Raw genomic sequence first — 15,213 nt, 5'->3', positions numbered from 1 at the left:
CCGGCCGGCGCTGTGCGCGGACAAAAGACCGGTGGATCGCTGGAGCGCGTCGATAAGCAAATGGCCGGTCCTGCGACCGGCCATCATGACGTCTCAGACCCTCAGGCCGCGGCGGCGGCGAGCGCCGCCTTCTCCTGGGCGAAGGCCCAGTCGAGCCAGGGGGTGAGCGCCGCGAGGTCGGAGGCCTCGACGGTGGCCCCGCACCAGATGCGCAGGCCGGCCGGTGCGTCGCGGTAGGCGCCGAAGTCGAAGGCGACGCCCTCGCGCTCCAGCCGCGTGACGAGGGCGGCGGCCAACGCCTTCACCGCGGCATCGCCCTTGGCGAGCACGTCCGGATCGGTGATCACGAGGCAGACGCCGGTGTTCGAGTAGGTCGCCGGGTCCACCGCGAGGTGGCCGATCCAGGGGGTGCGCGCCACCCAGTCGTGGATCACCCGCGCATTGGCGTCCGCCCGCGCATGCAGCGCGTCGAGGCCGCCGATGCTCTGCGCCCATTTCAGGGTGTCGAGGTAGTCCTCGACCGCGAGCATCGAGGGCGTGTTGATCGTGTCGCCCTTGAAGATGCCCTCGATCAGCTTGCCGCCCTTGGTGAGGCGGAACACCTTCGGGATCGGCCAGGCCGGCGTGTGGCTCTCGAGACGCGCCACGGCGCGCGGTGAGAGGATCAGCATGCCGTGCGCGGCCTCGCCGCCCATCACCTTCTGCCAGGAATAGGTGACGACATCGAGCTTGTCCCACGGCAGCGGCATCGCGAAGGCGGCCGAGGTCGCGTCGCAGATCGTGACGCCCTCGCGGTCGTCGGCGATCCAGTCGGCGTGCGGGACCTTCACGCCGGCGGTGGTGCCGTTCCAGGTGAAGACGACGTCGTTGTTCTTGGTGTCGATCGCATCGAGCTTGGGCAGGATGCCGTGCTCGCCGACATGCACCTTCGGGTCGATCCGGAGTTCCTTGAGCGCGTCGGTGACCCATTCGGCGCCGAAGGAATCCCAGGCCATGACCTCGACGGTCTTCGGGCCGAGCATCGACCACATCGCCATCTCGACGGCGCCGGTATCCGAGCCGGGGACGATGCCGATGCGGTAATCGGCGGGGATGCGCAGAACCTTGCGGGTCAGCTCGATGGCCTCGGCGAGCTTGGCCTTGCCGACGGCCGAGCGGTGCGAGCGGCCGAGCGCTGCACCGGAGAGGGCATCGAGGGTCCAGCCGGGACGCTTGGTCGTGGGGCCGGACGAGAAATAAGGCACGCGCGGACGCGCGGCGGGCATTTGAGCCGTCATGTCATCCATCCTTCCAGATGGTTGCCTCCCGTTGGGGGGAGGTGTCCCGCCGCTGGAAATGACGGATCACGCGCCGCAATGCAAGTGGTCATTCTTGCATTCCGCGCCCTGTGTGCTGCCGGTGACGGAGCGATCGTTCAGTTGCCGGAAGAATAGATGTGTAGACGATCCCTCTAAGGTTCGTCCCGCTTCAGCAGGTCGGGCCGGCGCGCCCGCGTCAGCGCGCGGCTGCGCTCGGACCGCCAGCGGGCGATGGCGGCGTGGTTGCCGCCCATCAGCACGTCGGGAATCGTCCGGCCCTCCCATTCCCGGGGCCGGGTGTAGTGCGGGTATTCGAGCAGTCCGCCCTCGAAGCTCTCCTCGACGCCCGAGGCGTGCTTGCCCATCACGCCGGGCAGCAGGCGCACGCAGGCGTCGATGAGCACCAGGGCCGCGATCTCGCCGCCTGAGAGCACGTAATCGCCGATCGAGATCTCTTCCAACGCGCGCGCCTCGATCACCCGCTCGTCCACACCCTCGAAGCGGCCGCAGACGATGATGGCGCCCGGCCCTTCGGCCAGCGCCCGCACGCGGCTCTGCGTCAACGGCCTTCCACGTGGGGACATGAGGAGGCGGGGGCGGGGATCGACCGCCGACGCCGCGGCGTCGATGGCGGCGCCGAGCACGTCGCAGCGCAGCACCATCCCGGCGCCGCCGCCGGCCGGCGTGTCGTCCACGTTGCGGTGGCGGCCGAGCCCGTGCTCGCGGATCTGACGCGGCTCCAGGCTCCACGTCCCTCGACCCAGCGCGTCCCCCGACAGCGAATGACCCAGCGGGCCGGGAAACATCTCCGGGTAGAGGGTCAGGACGGTGGCCCGCCAGGGGGCCGCCGTGCCGGGGAGAATGGGCTCGCTCATGCCGCTTGATGGCGGCGGCGGGCGGGCCGGTCAACGGAGACGACCCGCCCCATCCTCGTTGAGAAGTGCGAGGGTCGGCCCCTGGAAAACGACGGTGCCGACGCGACGGTCAGCGCCGGGCCATCGGCGCACGCCGCTTCGGTTGGGAATGCCGATGGCTCTTGAGCTGCCGTTGCGGGCGCTGGCGGATGCGGCGCTCGGCCGGCTCCATGCCGGGCTCGGCAGAGGGCTCGGCGGAATATCCGGACGGCCGGTTCACCGTCGAGAGGCCGAACGTATCGGGCGAGCCCATGGGAAGCCCGACTGTCGCGCCGGGCATCCCCTGCGCCTGAGCGAGGCTCGCAGGGGGGAGCGTCAGTGCGAGAGCGGCGGAGGCCGCGAGAATCGCGTTGCGAAGGATCGGGTTGTGCATGGAGCTCTCGTTCGCGTCTGGGTTCGGGCCTGCCTCGACAGAACGGGGACGGTTCGCGAAGGTTCGCGCCGGCCGGTGCGTTCCGCCCATTCGCGCGTTGAACGCCGGCATGATCCGCTTTGCCGCCGCCCTCGTCCTCCTGTCTCTTCCGGCCATCGCGGCCGAGCCGCTCGCGCCTCCCGGCGCGCCGGCCGAGCGATTCCCGCGGCCCGACCGGCCGGTCGCCGAGATCGTCGCGCCGCAATGGGCGGACGAGCGGGAGCGCGACAAGGCCGACGAGGTGGGGCAGGTCGCCCGCCTGATGCGGATCGCCCCCGGCGAGACGGTGGCCGATATCGGCGCGGGCAGCGGCTACTACGTGTTCCGCTTGAGCCCCCGCGTCGGCCCGCAGGGGCGCATTCTCGCGCAGGACATCACGCCGGACTACCTCGCCGATCTGGAGCGCCGGCTCGCGGAATCGGGGCTGTCCAACGTCACCGTGGTGCGCGGAGAGGCGCACGACCCGCGCCTGCCGACCGGCTCGGTCGATGCGGCCGTGCTGGTCCACATGTACCACGAGATCGCCCAGCCCTTCGGCCTGCTCTGGAACCTCGCCGCCGCGATCAAGCCGGGCGGCCGGGTCGGGATCGTCGATGCCGACGCGATCCCCTCGCGCCACGGCACGCCGCCGAAGCTTCTGCGCTGCGAACTCGCGGCCGTCGGCTTTCGCGAGGTGTCGTTGACGCGGCTGAAGGGCGGCGTCGGCTATCTCGCCGTCTTCGAGGCGCCCGCGCCGGACCGGCGGCCCGCACCGGAAACGATCCGGCCCTGCCGGGACGAGGCCACCCGCGAGAAGCGCTGACGCGTCTTTACCGAATCGGAGTGGTTCGCCAGCCACGCTGCCGGCCCGTCCTCGCAGTCCGTTCGGCAATGATCCTCGACCTCTGGCTCGACCAACCCGTCTGGTTGATGTTCACCCTCCTCTCGGGCCTCTTCCTTGCGCTCTGTCTGCTGCTGAGCCTGCTCTCGACCCTGCCGGGGACGCGGGCGGGGATGCGCCTGCTCGCGACCGGTATCGTGCCGCCGTATATCGGCGTGATCGCGGTGCTGCTCGCGCTGCTGACGGGCTTCGTCGCCAACGATGCCTGGGAGCGTCAGCGGCAGGCCAGCCGCGTGCTCCAGGCCGAGCGCTCGCATGCACTCGCGGTCTACGACCTCAGCATCGCCTCGGCGCCGGACATGAGCGGCCTGCGCACCTCGCTCTTCGCCTATCTCGATGCCGTCGTGAAGGAGGAGTGGCCGTCCATGGCCGCGACCGGCGCCTCTGCTCCCGCCGCCGGCCAAGCGCTCGGGCGTCTGCTCCAGACCGCGGCCGACCCGAGCACCGCCGCGGAGGCGGGGCAGGCGACGCACGCCGCGCTGCTCGATGCGGTGATGCAACTCCGCTCGACCCGCAGCGAGCGCCTCGCGCTCAGCGCCGCCCGCAGCGACGAGAGCAAATGGCTGACGCTGCTCGTGCTCGCCGCCCTGACGCTGACGGCGATCGCCCTCGTGCATTGCGAGCGCCCGTTCGCGCAGGCGACGACGCTCGCCCTGTTCTCCGCGGCGATGGTGACGACGCTCGGCGTGGTCGCTCTGCACGAGCGCCCCTTCGACGGACCCCTGGCGCTGTCGTCCGAACCGATCCGTCTTGCCCGCGCCGCGATGGAGGCGGGCACACGCTGAGCGGCTCGTTGCGCATCGCCACGTTTGAGGCGAATTACATCATGCTGATCAGCGTGATGTGAGCGCTTTTTAACATTTTTAAAATGCATTGGATATCAAAGGACAATCGAAGGTTTGTCCACTTCCAGAGCGGATAGAATGCAAGTCATGTCTCATATCAAAATATTTGCGAAGTTTATATCAGTTATTGTAATGATCACCGTTATAGTTGGGGGGTGTATCTGGTTTGCCCAGTCGCGCATGAGTAGTATTGACGACACCTATAGCCTCTTCATCGTCCGTGAGGCAAAGGCTGTGTCCAATGCGCGTCGCTCCAATCAGCTGATCTTCGAGTTGAATTACTGGGTCTTCCGGATCATCGCCGAGACCGATCCGGCCCAGATGAAGGCTGCCAACGAGGGCTTCGAGGCGGCGCTTCCGACCATGCGGCAGACCCTGAGCGAGTTGCGCGGGCAGGCACCGACCTTCGCGGCGCGCCTGGATGAGCAGACCGCGCGCGTCGAACGCTTCGTCAAGGATGTCAGTGAGATCCGCCGTCTCGGCACCCTGAACCAGAACGCCGAGGCAATCGATTTGATGCACGGCACGGTCGACCCAACCCTTGCTGCCATGGTCGCCGAGGGCGGTAAACTGGCCAGCGACATCTCTGCCTATATGGAGAAGAGCTCCGATCTGCTCACCGATCAGACCAACGCCACCCGCTACAGCCTGATGGGCATCGGTGCGCTGGGCATGCTGTTCGGTCTCGCTGCGGCGATCTTCGTCTCCGTCGTCGGCATCACGCGTCCGTTGGGCAACTTGGTCCGCGTCCTCCAGCGGATGGCCAAGGGTGAAATCGACACCAAGATCAAGGAAGCGGACCGCGGTGACGAGATCGGTGCGGTCGGCCGTGCGGTCGAGGATATCAAGACAATGGTGGCTCGGAAGGCCGCCGAGCAGGCGGAGATCAAGCGCATCGCCGACGAGGCCGCCGCCGCCGAGCGCAAGCGTACCATGGTGGAACTCGCCGACGGGTTCGAGACGGCGGTCGGGTCGATCGTCGGCATGGTCACGGCTTCCGCCACGGAATTGCAGGCCACGGCGCAGCAGATGACGGCCACCGCTACCGAGACCGCCAGCCAGTCCACCACGGTCGCCGCCGCGGCTGAGGAGGCGGCGACCAACGTCAGCACGGTCGCGACCGCGGCCGAGGAACTGGGCGCGTCGGTGCAGGAGATTGGCCGGCAGGTGTCGGGCTCGGCCGATCTGGCTGAGACTGCGGTCGCCGAAGCTCACGAAACCACGCAGCTGGTGCAGGAACTCAAGCAGGCCGCCGAACAGATCGGCGCCATGGTCGGCATGATCTCGAACATCGCCGGCCAGACCAACCTGCTCGCCCTCAACGCGACGATCGAGGCGGCCCGCGCCGGCGAGGCGGGGCGCGGCTTTGCGGTCGTCGCCACCGAGGTCAAGGAACTCGCCAACCAGACGGCGCGCGCCACCGAAGAGATCAGTCAGCGCATCGGCCAGGTGCAGGGGGTGACCGATCAGGCGGTCGGCGCGATCGGCGGCATCGGCAACCGCATCCGCGAGATCAACGCGGTGGTCGCCGGCATCGCGGCGGCGGTCGAGCAGCAGAGCGCGGCAACTCAGGAGATCGTGCGCAACGTGGCCCAAGCTTCCACGGGCACGACGGAGGTGACGAGCAACATCGCGGGCGTGGCGCAAGCCTCCGAGGAGACCGGAGTGGCAGCCAGTCAGGTCCTTTCGTCGGCATCCGAGCTGTCCCGGCAGTCCGAACGCCTCTCGGCGGAAGTCGACCGGTTCCTAACGACGGTTCGTGCCGCCTGACCTCAGTGTTGAGGAAGTCGCCGAATGCGTCCGGGGTCGATTTTCAATCCGGACGCTTGGACCATCGTCCCGAAAGCCGGGAACCACCTTTCGGGACGATTCTCTACCCCGGATCGTCGGCAGGCTTCGGCCCCGGCGGGGCGAACAGGTCGTCCGGCGGATCGGCCACGACCTTCCCGCCCGCGAGATCGAGGGTCGGCACGAAGGCCTTGGTAAAGGGCAGGAGCGCGGTCGGTCCGCCGGCCGCCGGGCGGATCTCGAGCAGATCGCCGCCGCCGAAATTCGGCACCGCCACGATGGTGCCGATCGCCACTCCGGCCCCGTCCTCGACCGTGAGCCCGATCAGGTCGGTGAGGAAGAACTCGTCTTCGTCCTCCACCTCGCCCAGACGCTCGCGGGCGATGGCGAGGGTGACGCGGTTGAGGGCTTCGGCGCCGCTGCGGTCGTCCACGCCCTTCACCCGTACGATCAGCAGGTCGGGGGAGCTGCCGGGAGCGGGCCGGACGTTGGCGAATTCGAGGGTGCGCCCGTCGGAGGCGTGCAATGGACCGTAGCCCGCGATCGCCAGGGGCTCCTGGGTATGGGATTTCAACCGGACTTCGCCGTGCAGCCCGTGCGGCCGGCCGAACTCGCCGAGCAGAACGAGCCCCGGATCGGCAGAGGCGGGCGGGGGCGGCTTGGCGCCCGGCGGCTTGCGGGCCGAGGTCACGGCTTCCGGCGCGAGGCGGTCGGCGGGGCGGTCGAACCGCGCAGGTCCGCGCGATGAGGAGCCGGGGCGGCGAGCCATGCAGAGTGCCTCGATGACGGCGCGTTTGTCCCGTCCCCTGACGGGGTGGGAGCGAGGGTGGGGTGGTGCCCGAGGCATCCCCCACCCCGGAAGACCCCTCCCCGCAGGGGGGAGGGGATTGGAAGACTTACGCCGCGGCGTCTTCGGCCGGGGCGGCAGCCTTCTCGGCGCGCTTGGCGGCGCGCTCCTTGGCCTTCTCGCCCGGCTCGGCCTTCTGCGGGTTGTTGCGGGTCGGGCGCTTGGCGAGGCCGGCGGCGTCGAGGAAGCGCAGGACGCGGTCGGTCGGCTGCGCGCCCTTGGCGAGCCAGGACTGGATCTTCTCGTTGTCGAGCACGATCCGGGCCGGATCGTCCTTGGCCTTCATCGGGTCGTAGGCGCCGACCTTGTCGATGAAGCGGCCGTCGCGCGGGGCGCGGGCATCGGCGATGACGATGCGGTAGTACGGGCGCTTCTTGGCGCCGCCACGGGTGAGACGGATCTTGAGGGACATCAGTCGTTCCTTTCGGTGTCGGGTTTCGCAGTGGTGTTGTGATCGACGCTTTCGGCGATCGTCCGGTGGTGCCGAATGACTTCCTTGACCACGAAGGCGAGGAATTTCTCGGCGAAATCGGGGTCGAGCTTGGCTTCGACCGCGAGATTTCTCAGGCGCTTGACCTGACGGGCCTCCCGATCCGGATCGGAGGGAGGCAGACCCTTGCGGGCCTTCAACTCGCCGACTCGCTGGGTGCAGCGGAAGCGTTCGGCGAGCAGATGGATGAGCGCGGCATCGAAGTTGTCGATGCTCTCGCGCAGGCCTGCCAGCTCGGGATCGATCCCCTGTGCGGACAAGATCGTCATTTCTTCTTACCCGGCAGGAAGCCGCCGAGGCCCGGCATCTTCGGTCCGCCCAAACCCGGCAGGCCCGGCATCTTTCCGGCCCCGAGCCCCGCCGGCATCGGCGGCAGCTTGCCACCGAACTGCTTCTCGATCTCCGCGATCTGCTCCGGCGTCGGCTCCGGCATGCCCGGCGGCAGCTTCATCCCGCCCGGCAGCCCGCCCGGCATGCCGCCGCCGAGGCCGAACATGTTGCCGAGCGCCTGGCCGATGCCGCCGCGTTTGCCCGAACCCATCGCCTTCATCATGTCGGCCATGGTCCGGTGCATCTTGAGGAGCTTGTTGATCTCCTCGACCTTGACGCCGGCACCCGCCGCGATGCGCTTCTTGCGGCTGTTCTTGAGCAGATCCGGATTCTTGCGCTCCGCAGGCGTCATCGAGGAGATGATCGCGCGCTGGCGCTTGAACATCTTCTCGTCGAGGTTGGCGCCCTCGACCTGCTTCTTCATCTGCCCCATGCCGGGCAGCATCCCCATCAGGCCGCCGATGCCGCCCATCTTCTCCATCTGGGCGAGCTGCATCGACAGGTCTTCGAGATCGAACTTGCCCTTCCGCATCTTCTCGGCGGTGCGCAGGGCCTGCTCGTGGTCGATCGTCTCGGCCGCCTTCTCGACGAGCGAGACGATGTCGCCCATGCCGAGGATGCGGTTGGCCACCCGCTGCGGGTGGAATTCCTCCAGCGCATCGACCTTCTCGCCGACGCCGACGAGCTTGATCGGCTTGCCGGTGACGGCGCGCATGGAGAGCGCCGCGCCGCCGCGGGAATCACCGTCCATGCGGGTCAGCACGATACCGGTGACGCCGAGGCGCTCGTCGAAGGCGCGCGCGGTGTTGACCGCGTCCTGGCCGGTGAGCGCGTCGGCTACCAGCAGGACTTCGTGGGGTCTCGTCGCCGCCTTCACCTCGGCGGCCTCGTTCATCAGGCCTTCGTCGACCGTGGTGCGGCCGGCCGTGTCGAGCATGACCACGTCGAAACCGCCGAGGCGGGCGGCTTCCATGGCACGCTTGGCGATCTGCACCGCCGACTGGCCGGCGACGATCGGCAGGCTCTCGACCTCGACCTGCTTGGCGAGCACCGCCAACTGCTCCATCGCCGCGGGACGCCGCGTGTCGAGGGAGGCGAGCAGCACCCGGCGCTTGTCACGCTGGTTCAGCCGCCGGGCGATCTTGGCGGTGGTGGTCGTCTTGCCCGATCCCTGGAGGCCGACCATGAGGATGGCGACAGGGGCGGGCGCGTTGAGATCGACGACGCTGGCATCGGTGCCGAGCATCGCGATGAGCTCGTCGTTGACGATCTTCACGACCATCTGGCCGGGCGTCACCGACTTGAGGACGACGGCGCCCACCGCCTTCTCGCGCACCTTGTCGGTGAACGAGCGCACCACCTCCAGCGCCACGTCCGCTTCGAGGAGTGCGCGGCGCACCTCGCGCATGGCGGCGGTGACGTCGGCTTCCGTCAGCGCACCGCGGCGCGTCAGGCCGGAGAGGATGCCGGAGAGGCGGTCGGAAAGGCCTTCGAACATGTGTCGCGTCAGCCTGGGCTACTGGTGAAGGCCGGCATTGGCCACGCGGCGCGCGCGCAGCGCATCCTCGAAGGACGCGACCGCGCGGGCGAACTTGTCCCGGCACGCCGCATCGCAGAAGCCGACCACGGCACCGTTGTAGAGGGTCAGCGCCTCGGGCACGATCGGCTTGCCGGACCACGGGCAGAGGTCGTTGACCGCATCCTCGATGCGAAGGGTGGTGTCGCTCGCGGGCGCCATGGCAGGGCTCGTTTGACGCTTCGGCGCACGCGCGGCAACGACAAGGGCGCCCGAGGGCGCACACGCGCTGTCGGACGTTGACCTCCGGCCCCTCGGGCCGGTCGGCGGCTCATCGTGACGTTCGAACGTCGAAATGGAGCCGGGCGGATAGGCCCTGGACCGTCTCAAGTCAATCCCGGGCCCGTTTTCCGCCCCGCTCCCGAAGGGGGCCCGCGCGGTGACCAAATTGGGGCTGTGCCCGAAAAGCACGTAAGCGGACGGTTAAGCTTTACTCTTCGTTAAGCATGTTCGGGTCTGATGCTCGTCGACGCACCGCTGGAGGTGCCCGAGGACTACCCGATGTCGGAACCCGCGCGACAGGCCCCGTCTCCCGAGCCCGGTCTCCGGACTCCCGCTGCCACCGCACCGCTGCGGGAATGGCTCGCCAGCATGCGCACCGCCGTGTCCGAGACGCCTGCCGTCGAGACGCGCGGCGCGGAGCCCGCTCCCGCCGAGCCGGAAGCCGAGGCCCGCAACAGCGGCTGGTCGCCCCGCCTCGTCTCCGTCGCCGCAAAATCGGCCGAGACCGCCGACGAGGACGTCGCCGAGATCATGGCCGAGAACATGATGCTGAAGGCCCGGCTCCGGCTGGAATCCGAACGCCGCGACGAGCTTCAGGTCATCCTGGCCCAGGAAATTCGCGAGCTGCGCGCCCACATCGCCGAAGAGGTCGGCAAGATGGACGACCTGCGGACCGAGCGCGACCTCTGGCGCGCCCGCTGCGAGGCCCTGGCCGCCCCGCTGTTCCAGGTTCAGCACCGCTGAACTGTCGCGAGATGCTTGAGGCTCTTGTTTTCGCGTCATCTTTTTCCCGAAAGCCGGCAACCACCTTTCGGGACGATGCTCTAGAAATGCGAAGGGCCGCCCCGAGGGGCGGCCCTTCCATTGTCGAACCGGTCAGTCCGACGAAACCTGCTGAGATCCCGCGGATGCGTTAGGCGCACACGCCGGAGGCAACAGTCCAGGTCTTGGTCGTCGGCGACGGCTGATGACAATGAGACACTGGATCACCTCCTTTCGTTCGTTGCGGATGAGCCCAAGGTAGGGGCGATTTTCGCCGTGCGAAAGACCCCTGGGCGGCCGTTGCGGTGCGTTGTCTCGCCGCGGTGCAGCATGCGGTCCGGCCACGGCACTCACTTACAGTGATTCCCCCGGCTTCTCCTCCGGCCTCAAGCGCCGGCGGCCGCCTCCGCGACCTTGGACTTTCGCTCCGCTCGATGTTTTTCCAAGATCGAGATCCTGGAAATCCGCGCCGCAAAGGCGCCCGAGCGGCTTCTTCGAGCGATAGCCCTGAAGGTCTCATATGCGTGCCGCTGGCCGGCGGCCTGCGAGGCGCCTAAAGAGGGCGCCCGTAGCATCGGGCCCTTCAGACACCATGTCCTCCGCCGCCGCCCCGCGCATCTCCACCGACGACGCCCTCGATCCGCGCGCCATGCGCGAGCCGTTGTCGAACGCCTGGTACTGCGCCGGTCGAGCCTCGGCGGTCGCGGGCGGAAAGATGCGGGCGGTCGCGCTCAACGGCGAGCAGGTCGTGCTCGGCCGGGCCAAGGACGGCAGCCTGTTTGCGCTGCGCGACCGCTGCCCCCATCGCGGCATGGCGCTGTCCAAAGGCAAGTTCGACGGCGACACGCTGATGTGCCCGTTCCACGGCTGGCGCTTCGGCACCGATGGGCGCTGCCGCGACGTGCCGACGCTCTCCGCACACGACGCCTCGGACTTCTCGCGCATCGCGGTCCAGCGCTTCCCCATCGTGGAGAGCGCGGGCTTCCTCTGGGTCAACCCGCATCTCGGCCCCTCCGACCCCGGCGCCGTGCCGGCGGCGCCCTCCCTCGATTTCGAGCCGGCCGGATGCCTCGTGCTCGAACTGGAGGTCGAAGCCTCGTTCGACCTGACGACGCTGAGCCTCGTCGATCCCGGCCACGTCGCCTTCGTCCACGACACGTGGTGGTTCCGGCCCTCGAAGGAGTTGCGGGAGAAGCTGAAGACGTTCCAGCCCGTGCCGCACGGCTTCGTCATGACGAGCCACGCGACCACGACGAGTTCGCCGGTCTACCGCCTGCTCGGCGGCGCACCGGAGGTCGAGATCGAGTTCCGTCTGCCCGGCGTGCGGCTGGAGCGGATCAAGGCGGGCACGAAGCGCGTGGCGAACTACACTTTTGCCACGCCGATGGGGCCCAACCGGACGATGCTGACCAACGCGCTCTATTGGAGCATGCCGGCGCTCAACCTCCTGAAGCCGATCGCCCGGCCTCTGATGCGCCAGTTCCTGACCCAGGATCAGCAGGTGCTCCAGCACGCGCAGGCGGGCCTCGACCGCAAGCCGACCATGGTGCTGCTGGGTCAGGGCGACCTGCCCTCGCAATGGTATTTCCGCCTCAAGCGCGAGGCCCTGGAGGCGGCGCGCGAGAGCCGCCCCTTCGCCAACCCGCTGATCCGCCAGGAGCTGCGCTGGCGCTCCTGAGGCCCTGCGCCGCGCTTGAACCGCGGACCGGACGAGCCATCTTGGCCGTATGAAGAAGCGTGGCCTGCTCACGGTCGCCAGCGCGGCCACGGTGATGACCCTCGGGGGTGTCGGCTACGCCGCGCATCGCCGGGGCAAGAACCCCTATTACCGGGGCCCCCAGAGCGCGCATTTCGATGGCTTGCGCTTCCACGCCCCGAACCAGCCGCCCGACAAGTCGCTCTCCGACCTCGCCCGCTGGCGCCGGACCGGCAAGCCCGAGGCGTGGCCGGCGAGCTTCCCGAGCCCGTTTCCGGCGGACAGGCCGCCGGAGCGGTTCGAGGGTCTTCGTGTCGTCCTGATCGGACATGCGAGCTACCTGTTCCAGGTCGCGGGCCGCAACATCCTGGTCGATCCGGTCTATGCCAAGCGTGCGAGCCCGGTCCGCTTCGCCGGGCCGAAGCGGGTCAACGCGCCGGGCATCGCCTATGCCGACCTGCCGCCGATCGATGCGGTGTTGATCACGCACAACCACTACGACCATCTCGACGGGCCGACGATCGCCCGCCTGTGGCAGGACCACCAGCCGCTGATCGTCGCCCCGCTCGGCAACGACGCGATCCTGCGCGGCTACGACGAGACCATGCATGTCGAGACCCATGACTGGGGCGAGTCGGTCGATCTCGGCGCCGGCATCACCGTGCATCTGACGCCGGCCAACCACTGGTCGGCGCGCGGCCTCAACGACCGGCGCATGGCCCTGTGGTGCGCCTTCGTGCTCACGACCCCGCGCGGCGTGCACTACCATGTCGGCGATACCGGCCTCGGCGACGGCGCGCTCTTCCGCGAGATCCGCGCCCGGTTCGGCCCGCCGCGCCTCGCCACGCTACCGATCGGCGCCTACGAGCCGCGCTGGTTCATGCAGCCTCAGCACATGAACCCCGCCGACGCCGTGGAAGCCTTGGGCCTCCTCGGCGCCGATCAGGCGCTCGGCCACCATTGGGGCACCTTCAAGCTCACCGACGAGGGCATCGAACGCCCCGTCGAGGCATTGGGCGAAGCGCTGACGGCGGCCGCGCTTGCGCCGGAGCGGTTCCTGGCGCTGCGGCCGGGGCAGGTTTGGGAAGGGTAGAGGCGGCGGATTTACAATCACGCATTGCGATTTTCACGGCCTGATGGCAGCGTGGCCGGAAGAGCGGATCGAGTCGCGAAGGTATGCCTGAGCGTGACCGAGCAAGAGACGCTTTATCCCCTTGAGTTCATCGTGCCGTCCACTCCGGTTTCACTTCAGGCGAGCAGCCGCTCGAAGGAGCGTTGGAAATCCGCCGTCAGAGAGGCCGCGCGTAAGCGGATTCGTGAAACAGATCCCCTGGGCTTTCTTGATCGGCGCCCATTGAGTCTGACAATCTATTATTTTTCAGCTCTACCGATGGAAGGCGACATCGATAATATCGTGAAACCGATTATGGATGCTTTGATCCATGTCGCCTGTATGACGGACAACGATGTCGAACGTGTCGTCGTCCAAAAATTCGAGCCCGAAGTCGGACGTGCGTTCACCGATCCAAGTGCGCAGCTGGTGGCCGCTCTGGATGTTCCGCCCCCCGCTGTCTACGTTAGGATCGACGACGACCTGAGTTGGAGGTTCCTGTGACGGCACAGGTTCGATCGCTTCGGCCCGAGGCCGAAAAGCACTTCATCGACGCTTTGCGGCGACGCTACGAGGAGCAGGGGTTCGCTTTCACGTCAGAGCCCGATCCGAAACAGCTTCCTCGATTTTTCGGTTCCTATATTCCGGATGCGCTTGCTCAGAAGTCGGGGCGCAACATCGTCATCGAGTTCAAGGAGCAGCCGACTTCATCGACACAGCGTGCTTTGTCCGAGATCAGGCGCCTCTTCGACGGGCATGCCGATTGGCAGTTCCGCGTGTTTTATACCGGAACGGATCCGCAAGAGGCCGAGACGGTCGCGCCCGCCTCTCCGGATCTCATCCGGAAATCGGCGGATGAGGTGAAGGCACTCGCTGCACAGGGCAACCTGCGGGCAGCATTCGTCGTGGGTTGGGCCCTGTTGGAGGCGGCCTTGCGAGCCCGTCGCGATGGATCGGAGAGTTTGTCGCGCAAACCCGGCACGGTCGTCCAGACGCTGGCAATGGAAGGCTTCATTGAGCCGCCAGCAGAGCGCCGATTGCGCGAACTGATCCCACTGAGAAACCGCATCGTTCACGGCGATCTGACGGTCGAGCCGACGACGGCGGAGATCGAGTTCGTCCTCTCGACCATCGAAAACGTTTTGGACGCCGACTTGTCTTAAGCACTCAAGGGCTCTGCGATGTCCGCCGTCTGGCCGCCAGCGTGATCCCCGCCGAGGCCGCCACGATGCAGGCGATGGCCCCGCCCTGGACCGGGGTCAGCCGCTCGCCGAGCAGGGCGAGGGCGGCGACCGCCGCGACGGCCGGCTCCAGGCTCATCAGCACGCCGAAGGCCGGGCGGGGCAGGCGCGTGAGGGCGAACATCTCGAGCGAATAGGGCAGGGCACTCGACAGGACGGCGATGACGAGACCCGTCGCGAGCGTCGCCGGGGTGAACAGGTCGGTGCCGGCCTCCACCAGCCCCACCGGTGCGACGACGAGGGCGGCGACCAGCATGCCGAGCGACACCGCCCGGCCGCCGCCGGCCCGGCCGGCGCGCTGGCCGAACACGATGTAGCCCGCCCAGCACAGGCCCGCGCCCAGCGCCAGCGCCGCGCCCGTCGGATCGAGGCTGCTGGTCTCGCCCAGCGGCAGCAGCAGGCCGAGCCCGAGCACCGCGAGACCGATCCAGGCGAAGTCGCGCGCCCGGCGCGAACCCGCCAAGGCCACCGCCAGCGGACCGGTGAACTCGATGGCCACCGCGATGCCGAGCGGGATCGTGCGGAGCGAGAGATAGAACAGCAGGTTCATGAGCCCGAGCGCTGCGCCGTAGAGCGCGATGGCGCCGATCTCGCCCTGCTCAAGACTGCGTCGCCACGGCCGCCAGACCGCGAGCAGGATCAGCGCCGAGAAGCCGACGCGCAGGGCCGTGACGCCCGCTGCGCCGACGACCGGAAACAGCCCCTTGGCCAGAGCCGCACCGCTCTGGATCGATACCATCCCCGCCAGGAGGGCGAGGATCGGCAGAGCGATGTCGGGCGCGGTGTCGCGTCCGCGCACGG

General features: G+C 68.3%; 17 protein-coding genes. 8 read left to right on the top strand and 9 right to left on the bottom strand.

Annotated elements, in window-relative coordinates:
• Positions 1 to 101: 101 nt before the first annotated feature.
• The 3 genes from Y590_RS02220 to Y590_RS02210 form a co-directional block, all read right to left on the bottom strand.
• The gene (locus Y590_RS02220) at positions 102 to 1,277 is read right to left on the bottom strand and encodes a phosphoserine transaminase (protein WP_060768449.1); all 1,176 of its coding nucleotides are present in this window, start codon (positions 1,275 to 1,277) and stop codon (positions 102 to 104) included.
• 173 nt (positions 1,278 to 1,450) lie between these two features.
• Complete coding sequence (gene trmD, locus Y590_RS02215) at positions 1,451 to 2,173, bottom strand: tRNA (guanosine(37)-N1)-methyltransferase TrmD (RefSeq protein ID WP_060768448.1); 723 nt, start codon at positions 2,171 to 2,173, stop codon at positions 1,451 to 1,453.
• 109 nt (positions 2,174 to 2,282) lie between these two features.
• Positions 2,283 to 2,585 (bottom strand): hypothetical protein, encoded by a 303-nt coding sequence (locus Y590_RS02210; protein ID WP_060768447.1) that lies wholly within the window; start codon positions 2,583 to 2,585, stop codon positions 2,283 to 2,285.
• A gap of 109 nt (positions 2,586 to 2,694) precedes the next feature.
• Between Y590_RS02210 and Y590_RS02205 the strand changes: the two genes are divergently transcribed.
• From Y590_RS02205 to Y590_RS02195, 3 genes are all read left to right on the top strand, one after another.
• Positions 2,695 to 3,426: a class I SAM-dependent methyltransferase gene (locus Y590_RS02205; protein ID WP_060768446.1), complete on the top strand. Its 732-nt coding sequence runs from the start codon at positions 2,695 to 2,697 to the stop codon at positions 3,424 to 3,426.
• A gap of 68 nt (positions 3,427 to 3,494) precedes the next feature.
• Entirely contained in the window at positions 3,495 to 4,289 is a 795-nt protein-coding gene (locus Y590_RS02200) for a bestrophin-like domain (RefSeq protein ID WP_060768445.1), read from the top strand.
• A 138-nt stretch (positions 4,290 to 4,427) separates the two neighbouring features.
• Positions 4,428 to 6,119 (top strand): methyl-accepting chemotaxis protein, encoded by a 1,692-nt coding sequence (locus Y590_RS02195; RefSeq protein ID WP_060768444.1) that lies wholly within the window; start codon positions 4,428 to 4,430, stop codon positions 6,117 to 6,119.
• 103 nt (positions 6,120 to 6,222) lie between these two features.
• Here the strand turns inward: Y590_RS02195 and rimM are convergent, their stop codons facing one another.
• The 5 genes from rimM to Y590_RS02170 all read right to left on the bottom strand — a co-directional run bounded on the left by rimM (position 6,223) and on the right by Y590_RS02170 (position 9,542).
• Positions 6,223 to 6,906 carry a ribosome maturation factor RimM gene (rimM, locus tag Y590_RS02190; protein WP_060768443.1) on the bottom strand — a complete coding sequence of 228 codons (684 nt, stop codon included), beginning with the start codon at positions 6,904 to 6,906 and terminating at the stop codon, positions 6,223 to 6,225.
• A gap of 127 nt (positions 6,907 to 7,033) precedes the next feature.
• A complete protein-coding gene (gene rpsP / locus Y590_RS02185) occupies positions 7,034 to 7,396 on the bottom strand; it encodes a 30S ribosomal protein S16 (protein WP_003601547.1) in 363 nt (120 codons plus the stop codon).
• On the bottom strand, positions 7,396 to 7,743 hold the full coding sequence (locus Y590_RS02180) for a chorismate mutase (protein ID WP_060768442.1): 348 nt from the start codon (positions 7,741 to 7,743) through the stop codon (positions 7,396 to 7,398). The genes rpsP and Y590_RS02180 overlap by 1 nt, the downstream gene beginning before the upstream one ends.
• Positions 7,740 to 9,302: a signal recognition particle protein gene (gene ffh, locus Y590_RS02175; protein WP_060768441.1), complete on the bottom strand. Its 1,563-nt coding sequence runs from the start codon at positions 9,300 to 9,302 to the stop codon at positions 7,740 to 7,742. The genes Y590_RS02180 and ffh overlap by 4 nt, the downstream gene beginning before the upstream one ends.
• A gap of 18 nt (positions 9,303 to 9,320) precedes the next feature.
• On the bottom strand, positions 9,321 to 9,542 hold the full coding sequence (locus tag Y590_RS02170) for a hypothetical protein (protein WP_003601553.1): 222 nt from the start codon (positions 9,540 to 9,542) through the stop codon (positions 9,321 to 9,323).
• Positions 9,543 to 9,839: 297 nt separating this feature from the next.
• Between Y590_RS02170 and Y590_RS02165 the strand changes: the two genes are divergently transcribed.
• The 5 genes from Y590_RS02165 (at position 9,840) to Y590_RS02145 (ending at position 14,334) form a co-directional block, all read left to right on the top strand.
• Positions 9,840 to 10,346 (top strand): hypothetical protein, encoded by a 507-nt coding sequence (locus Y590_RS02165; protein WP_060768440.1) that lies wholly within the window; start codon positions 9,840 to 9,842, stop codon positions 10,344 to 10,346.
• 610 nt (positions 10,347 to 10,956) lie between these two features.
• A complete protein-coding gene (locus tag Y590_RS02160; protein ID WP_060768439.1) occupies positions 10,957 to 12,042 on the top strand; it encodes an aromatic ring-hydroxylating oxygenase subunit alpha in 1,086 nt (361 codons plus the stop codon).
• Positions 12,043 to 12,091: 49 nt separating this feature from the next.
• A complete protein-coding gene (locus tag Y590_RS02155; protein ID WP_060768438.1) occupies positions 12,092 to 13,153 on the top strand; it encodes an MBL fold metallo-hydrolase in 1,062 nt (353 codons plus the stop codon).
• A gap of 93 nt (positions 13,154 to 13,246) precedes the next feature.
• Positions 13,247 to 13,675, top strand: coding sequence for a RusA family crossover junction endodeoxyribonuclease (locus tag Y590_RS02150; RefSeq protein ID WP_060768437.1), 429 nt, complete (start codon positions 13,247 to 13,249; stop codon positions 13,673 to 13,675).
• The gene (locus Y590_RS02145; RefSeq protein ID WP_060768436.1) at positions 13,672 to 14,334 is read left to right on the top strand and encodes a hypothetical protein; all 663 of its coding nucleotides are present in this window, start codon (positions 13,672 to 13,674) and stop codon (positions 14,332 to 14,334) included. The genes Y590_RS02150 and Y590_RS02145 overlap by 4 nt, the downstream gene beginning before the upstream one ends.
• 4 nt (positions 14,335 to 14,338) lie before the next feature.
• Here Y590_RS02145 and Y590_RS02140 read toward each other — a convergent pair whose 3' ends face one another.
• On the bottom strand, positions 14,339 to 15,211 hold the full coding sequence (locus Y590_RS02140) for an EamA family transporter (RefSeq protein ID WP_060768435.1): 873 nt from the start codon (positions 15,209 to 15,211) through the stop codon (positions 14,339 to 14,341).
• Between the last annotated feature and the right edge of the window lie 2 nt (positions 15,212 to 15,213).

Origin of the sequence: Methylobacterium sp. AMS5 (assembly GCF_001542815.1) — a bacterium.
GTDB lineage: Bacteria > Pseudomonadota > Alphaproteobacteria > Rhizobiales > Beijerinckiaceae > Methylobacterium.
The sequence above is the reverse complement of the archived record's forward strand: the minus strand, read 5'-3'. Positions and strand labels throughout refer to the sequence as shown.

Coding starts and splice junctions, on each gene's coding strand:
- Y590_RS02155 (WP_060768438.1), top strand. CDS start 12,092: ATGAAGAAGCGTGGCCTGCTCACGGTCGCCAGCGCGGCCACGGTGATG.
- Y590_RS02180 (WP_060768442.1), bottom strand. CDS start 7,743: ATGACGATCTTGTCCGCACAGGGGATCGATCCCGAGCTGGCAGGCCTG.
- rimM (WP_060768443.1), bottom strand. CDS start 6,906: ATGGCTCGCCGCCCCGGCTCCTCATCGCGCGGACCTGCGCGGTTCGAC.
- ffh (WP_060768441.1), bottom strand. CDS start 9,302: ATGTTCGAAGGCCTTTCCGACCGCCTCTCCGGCATCCTCTCCGGCCTG.
- Y590_RS02205 (WP_060768446.1), top strand. CDS start 2,695: ATGATCCGCTTTGCCGCCGCCCTCGTCCTCCTGTCTCTTCCGGCCATC.
- Y590_RS02195 (WP_060768444.1), top strand. CDS start 4,428: ATGCAAGTCATGTCTCATATCAAAATATTTGCGAAGTTTATATCAGTT.
- Y590_RS02170 (WP_003601553.1), bottom strand. CDS start 9,542: ATGGCGCCCGCGAGCGACACCACCCTTCGCATCGAGGATGCGGTCAAC.
- Y590_RS02200 (WP_060768445.1), top strand. CDS start 3,495: ATGATCCTCGACCTCTGGCTCGACCAACCCGTCTGGTTGATGTTCACC.
- trmD (WP_060768448.1), bottom strand. CDS start 2,173: ATGAGCGAGCCCATTCTCCCCGGCACGGCGGCCCCCTGGCGGGCCACC.
- Y590_RS02210 (WP_060768447.1), bottom strand. CDS start 2,585: ATGCACAACCCGATCCTTCGCAACGCGATTCTCGCGGCCTCCGCCGCT.
- Y590_RS02160 (WP_060768439.1), top strand. CDS start 10,957: ATGTCCTCCGCCGCCGCCCCGCGCATCTCCACCGACGACGCCCTCGAT.
- rpsP (WP_003601547.1), bottom strand. CDS start 7,396: ATGTCCCTCAAGATCCGTCTCACCCGTGGCGGCGCCAAGAAGCGCCCG.
- Y590_RS02165 (WP_060768440.1), top strand. CDS start 9,840: ATGCTCGTCGACGCACCGCTGGAGGTGCCCGAGGACTACCCGATGTCG.
- Y590_RS02220 (WP_060768449.1), bottom strand. CDS start 1,277: ATGACGGCTCAAATGCCCGCCGCGCGTCCGCGCGTGCCTTATTTCTCG.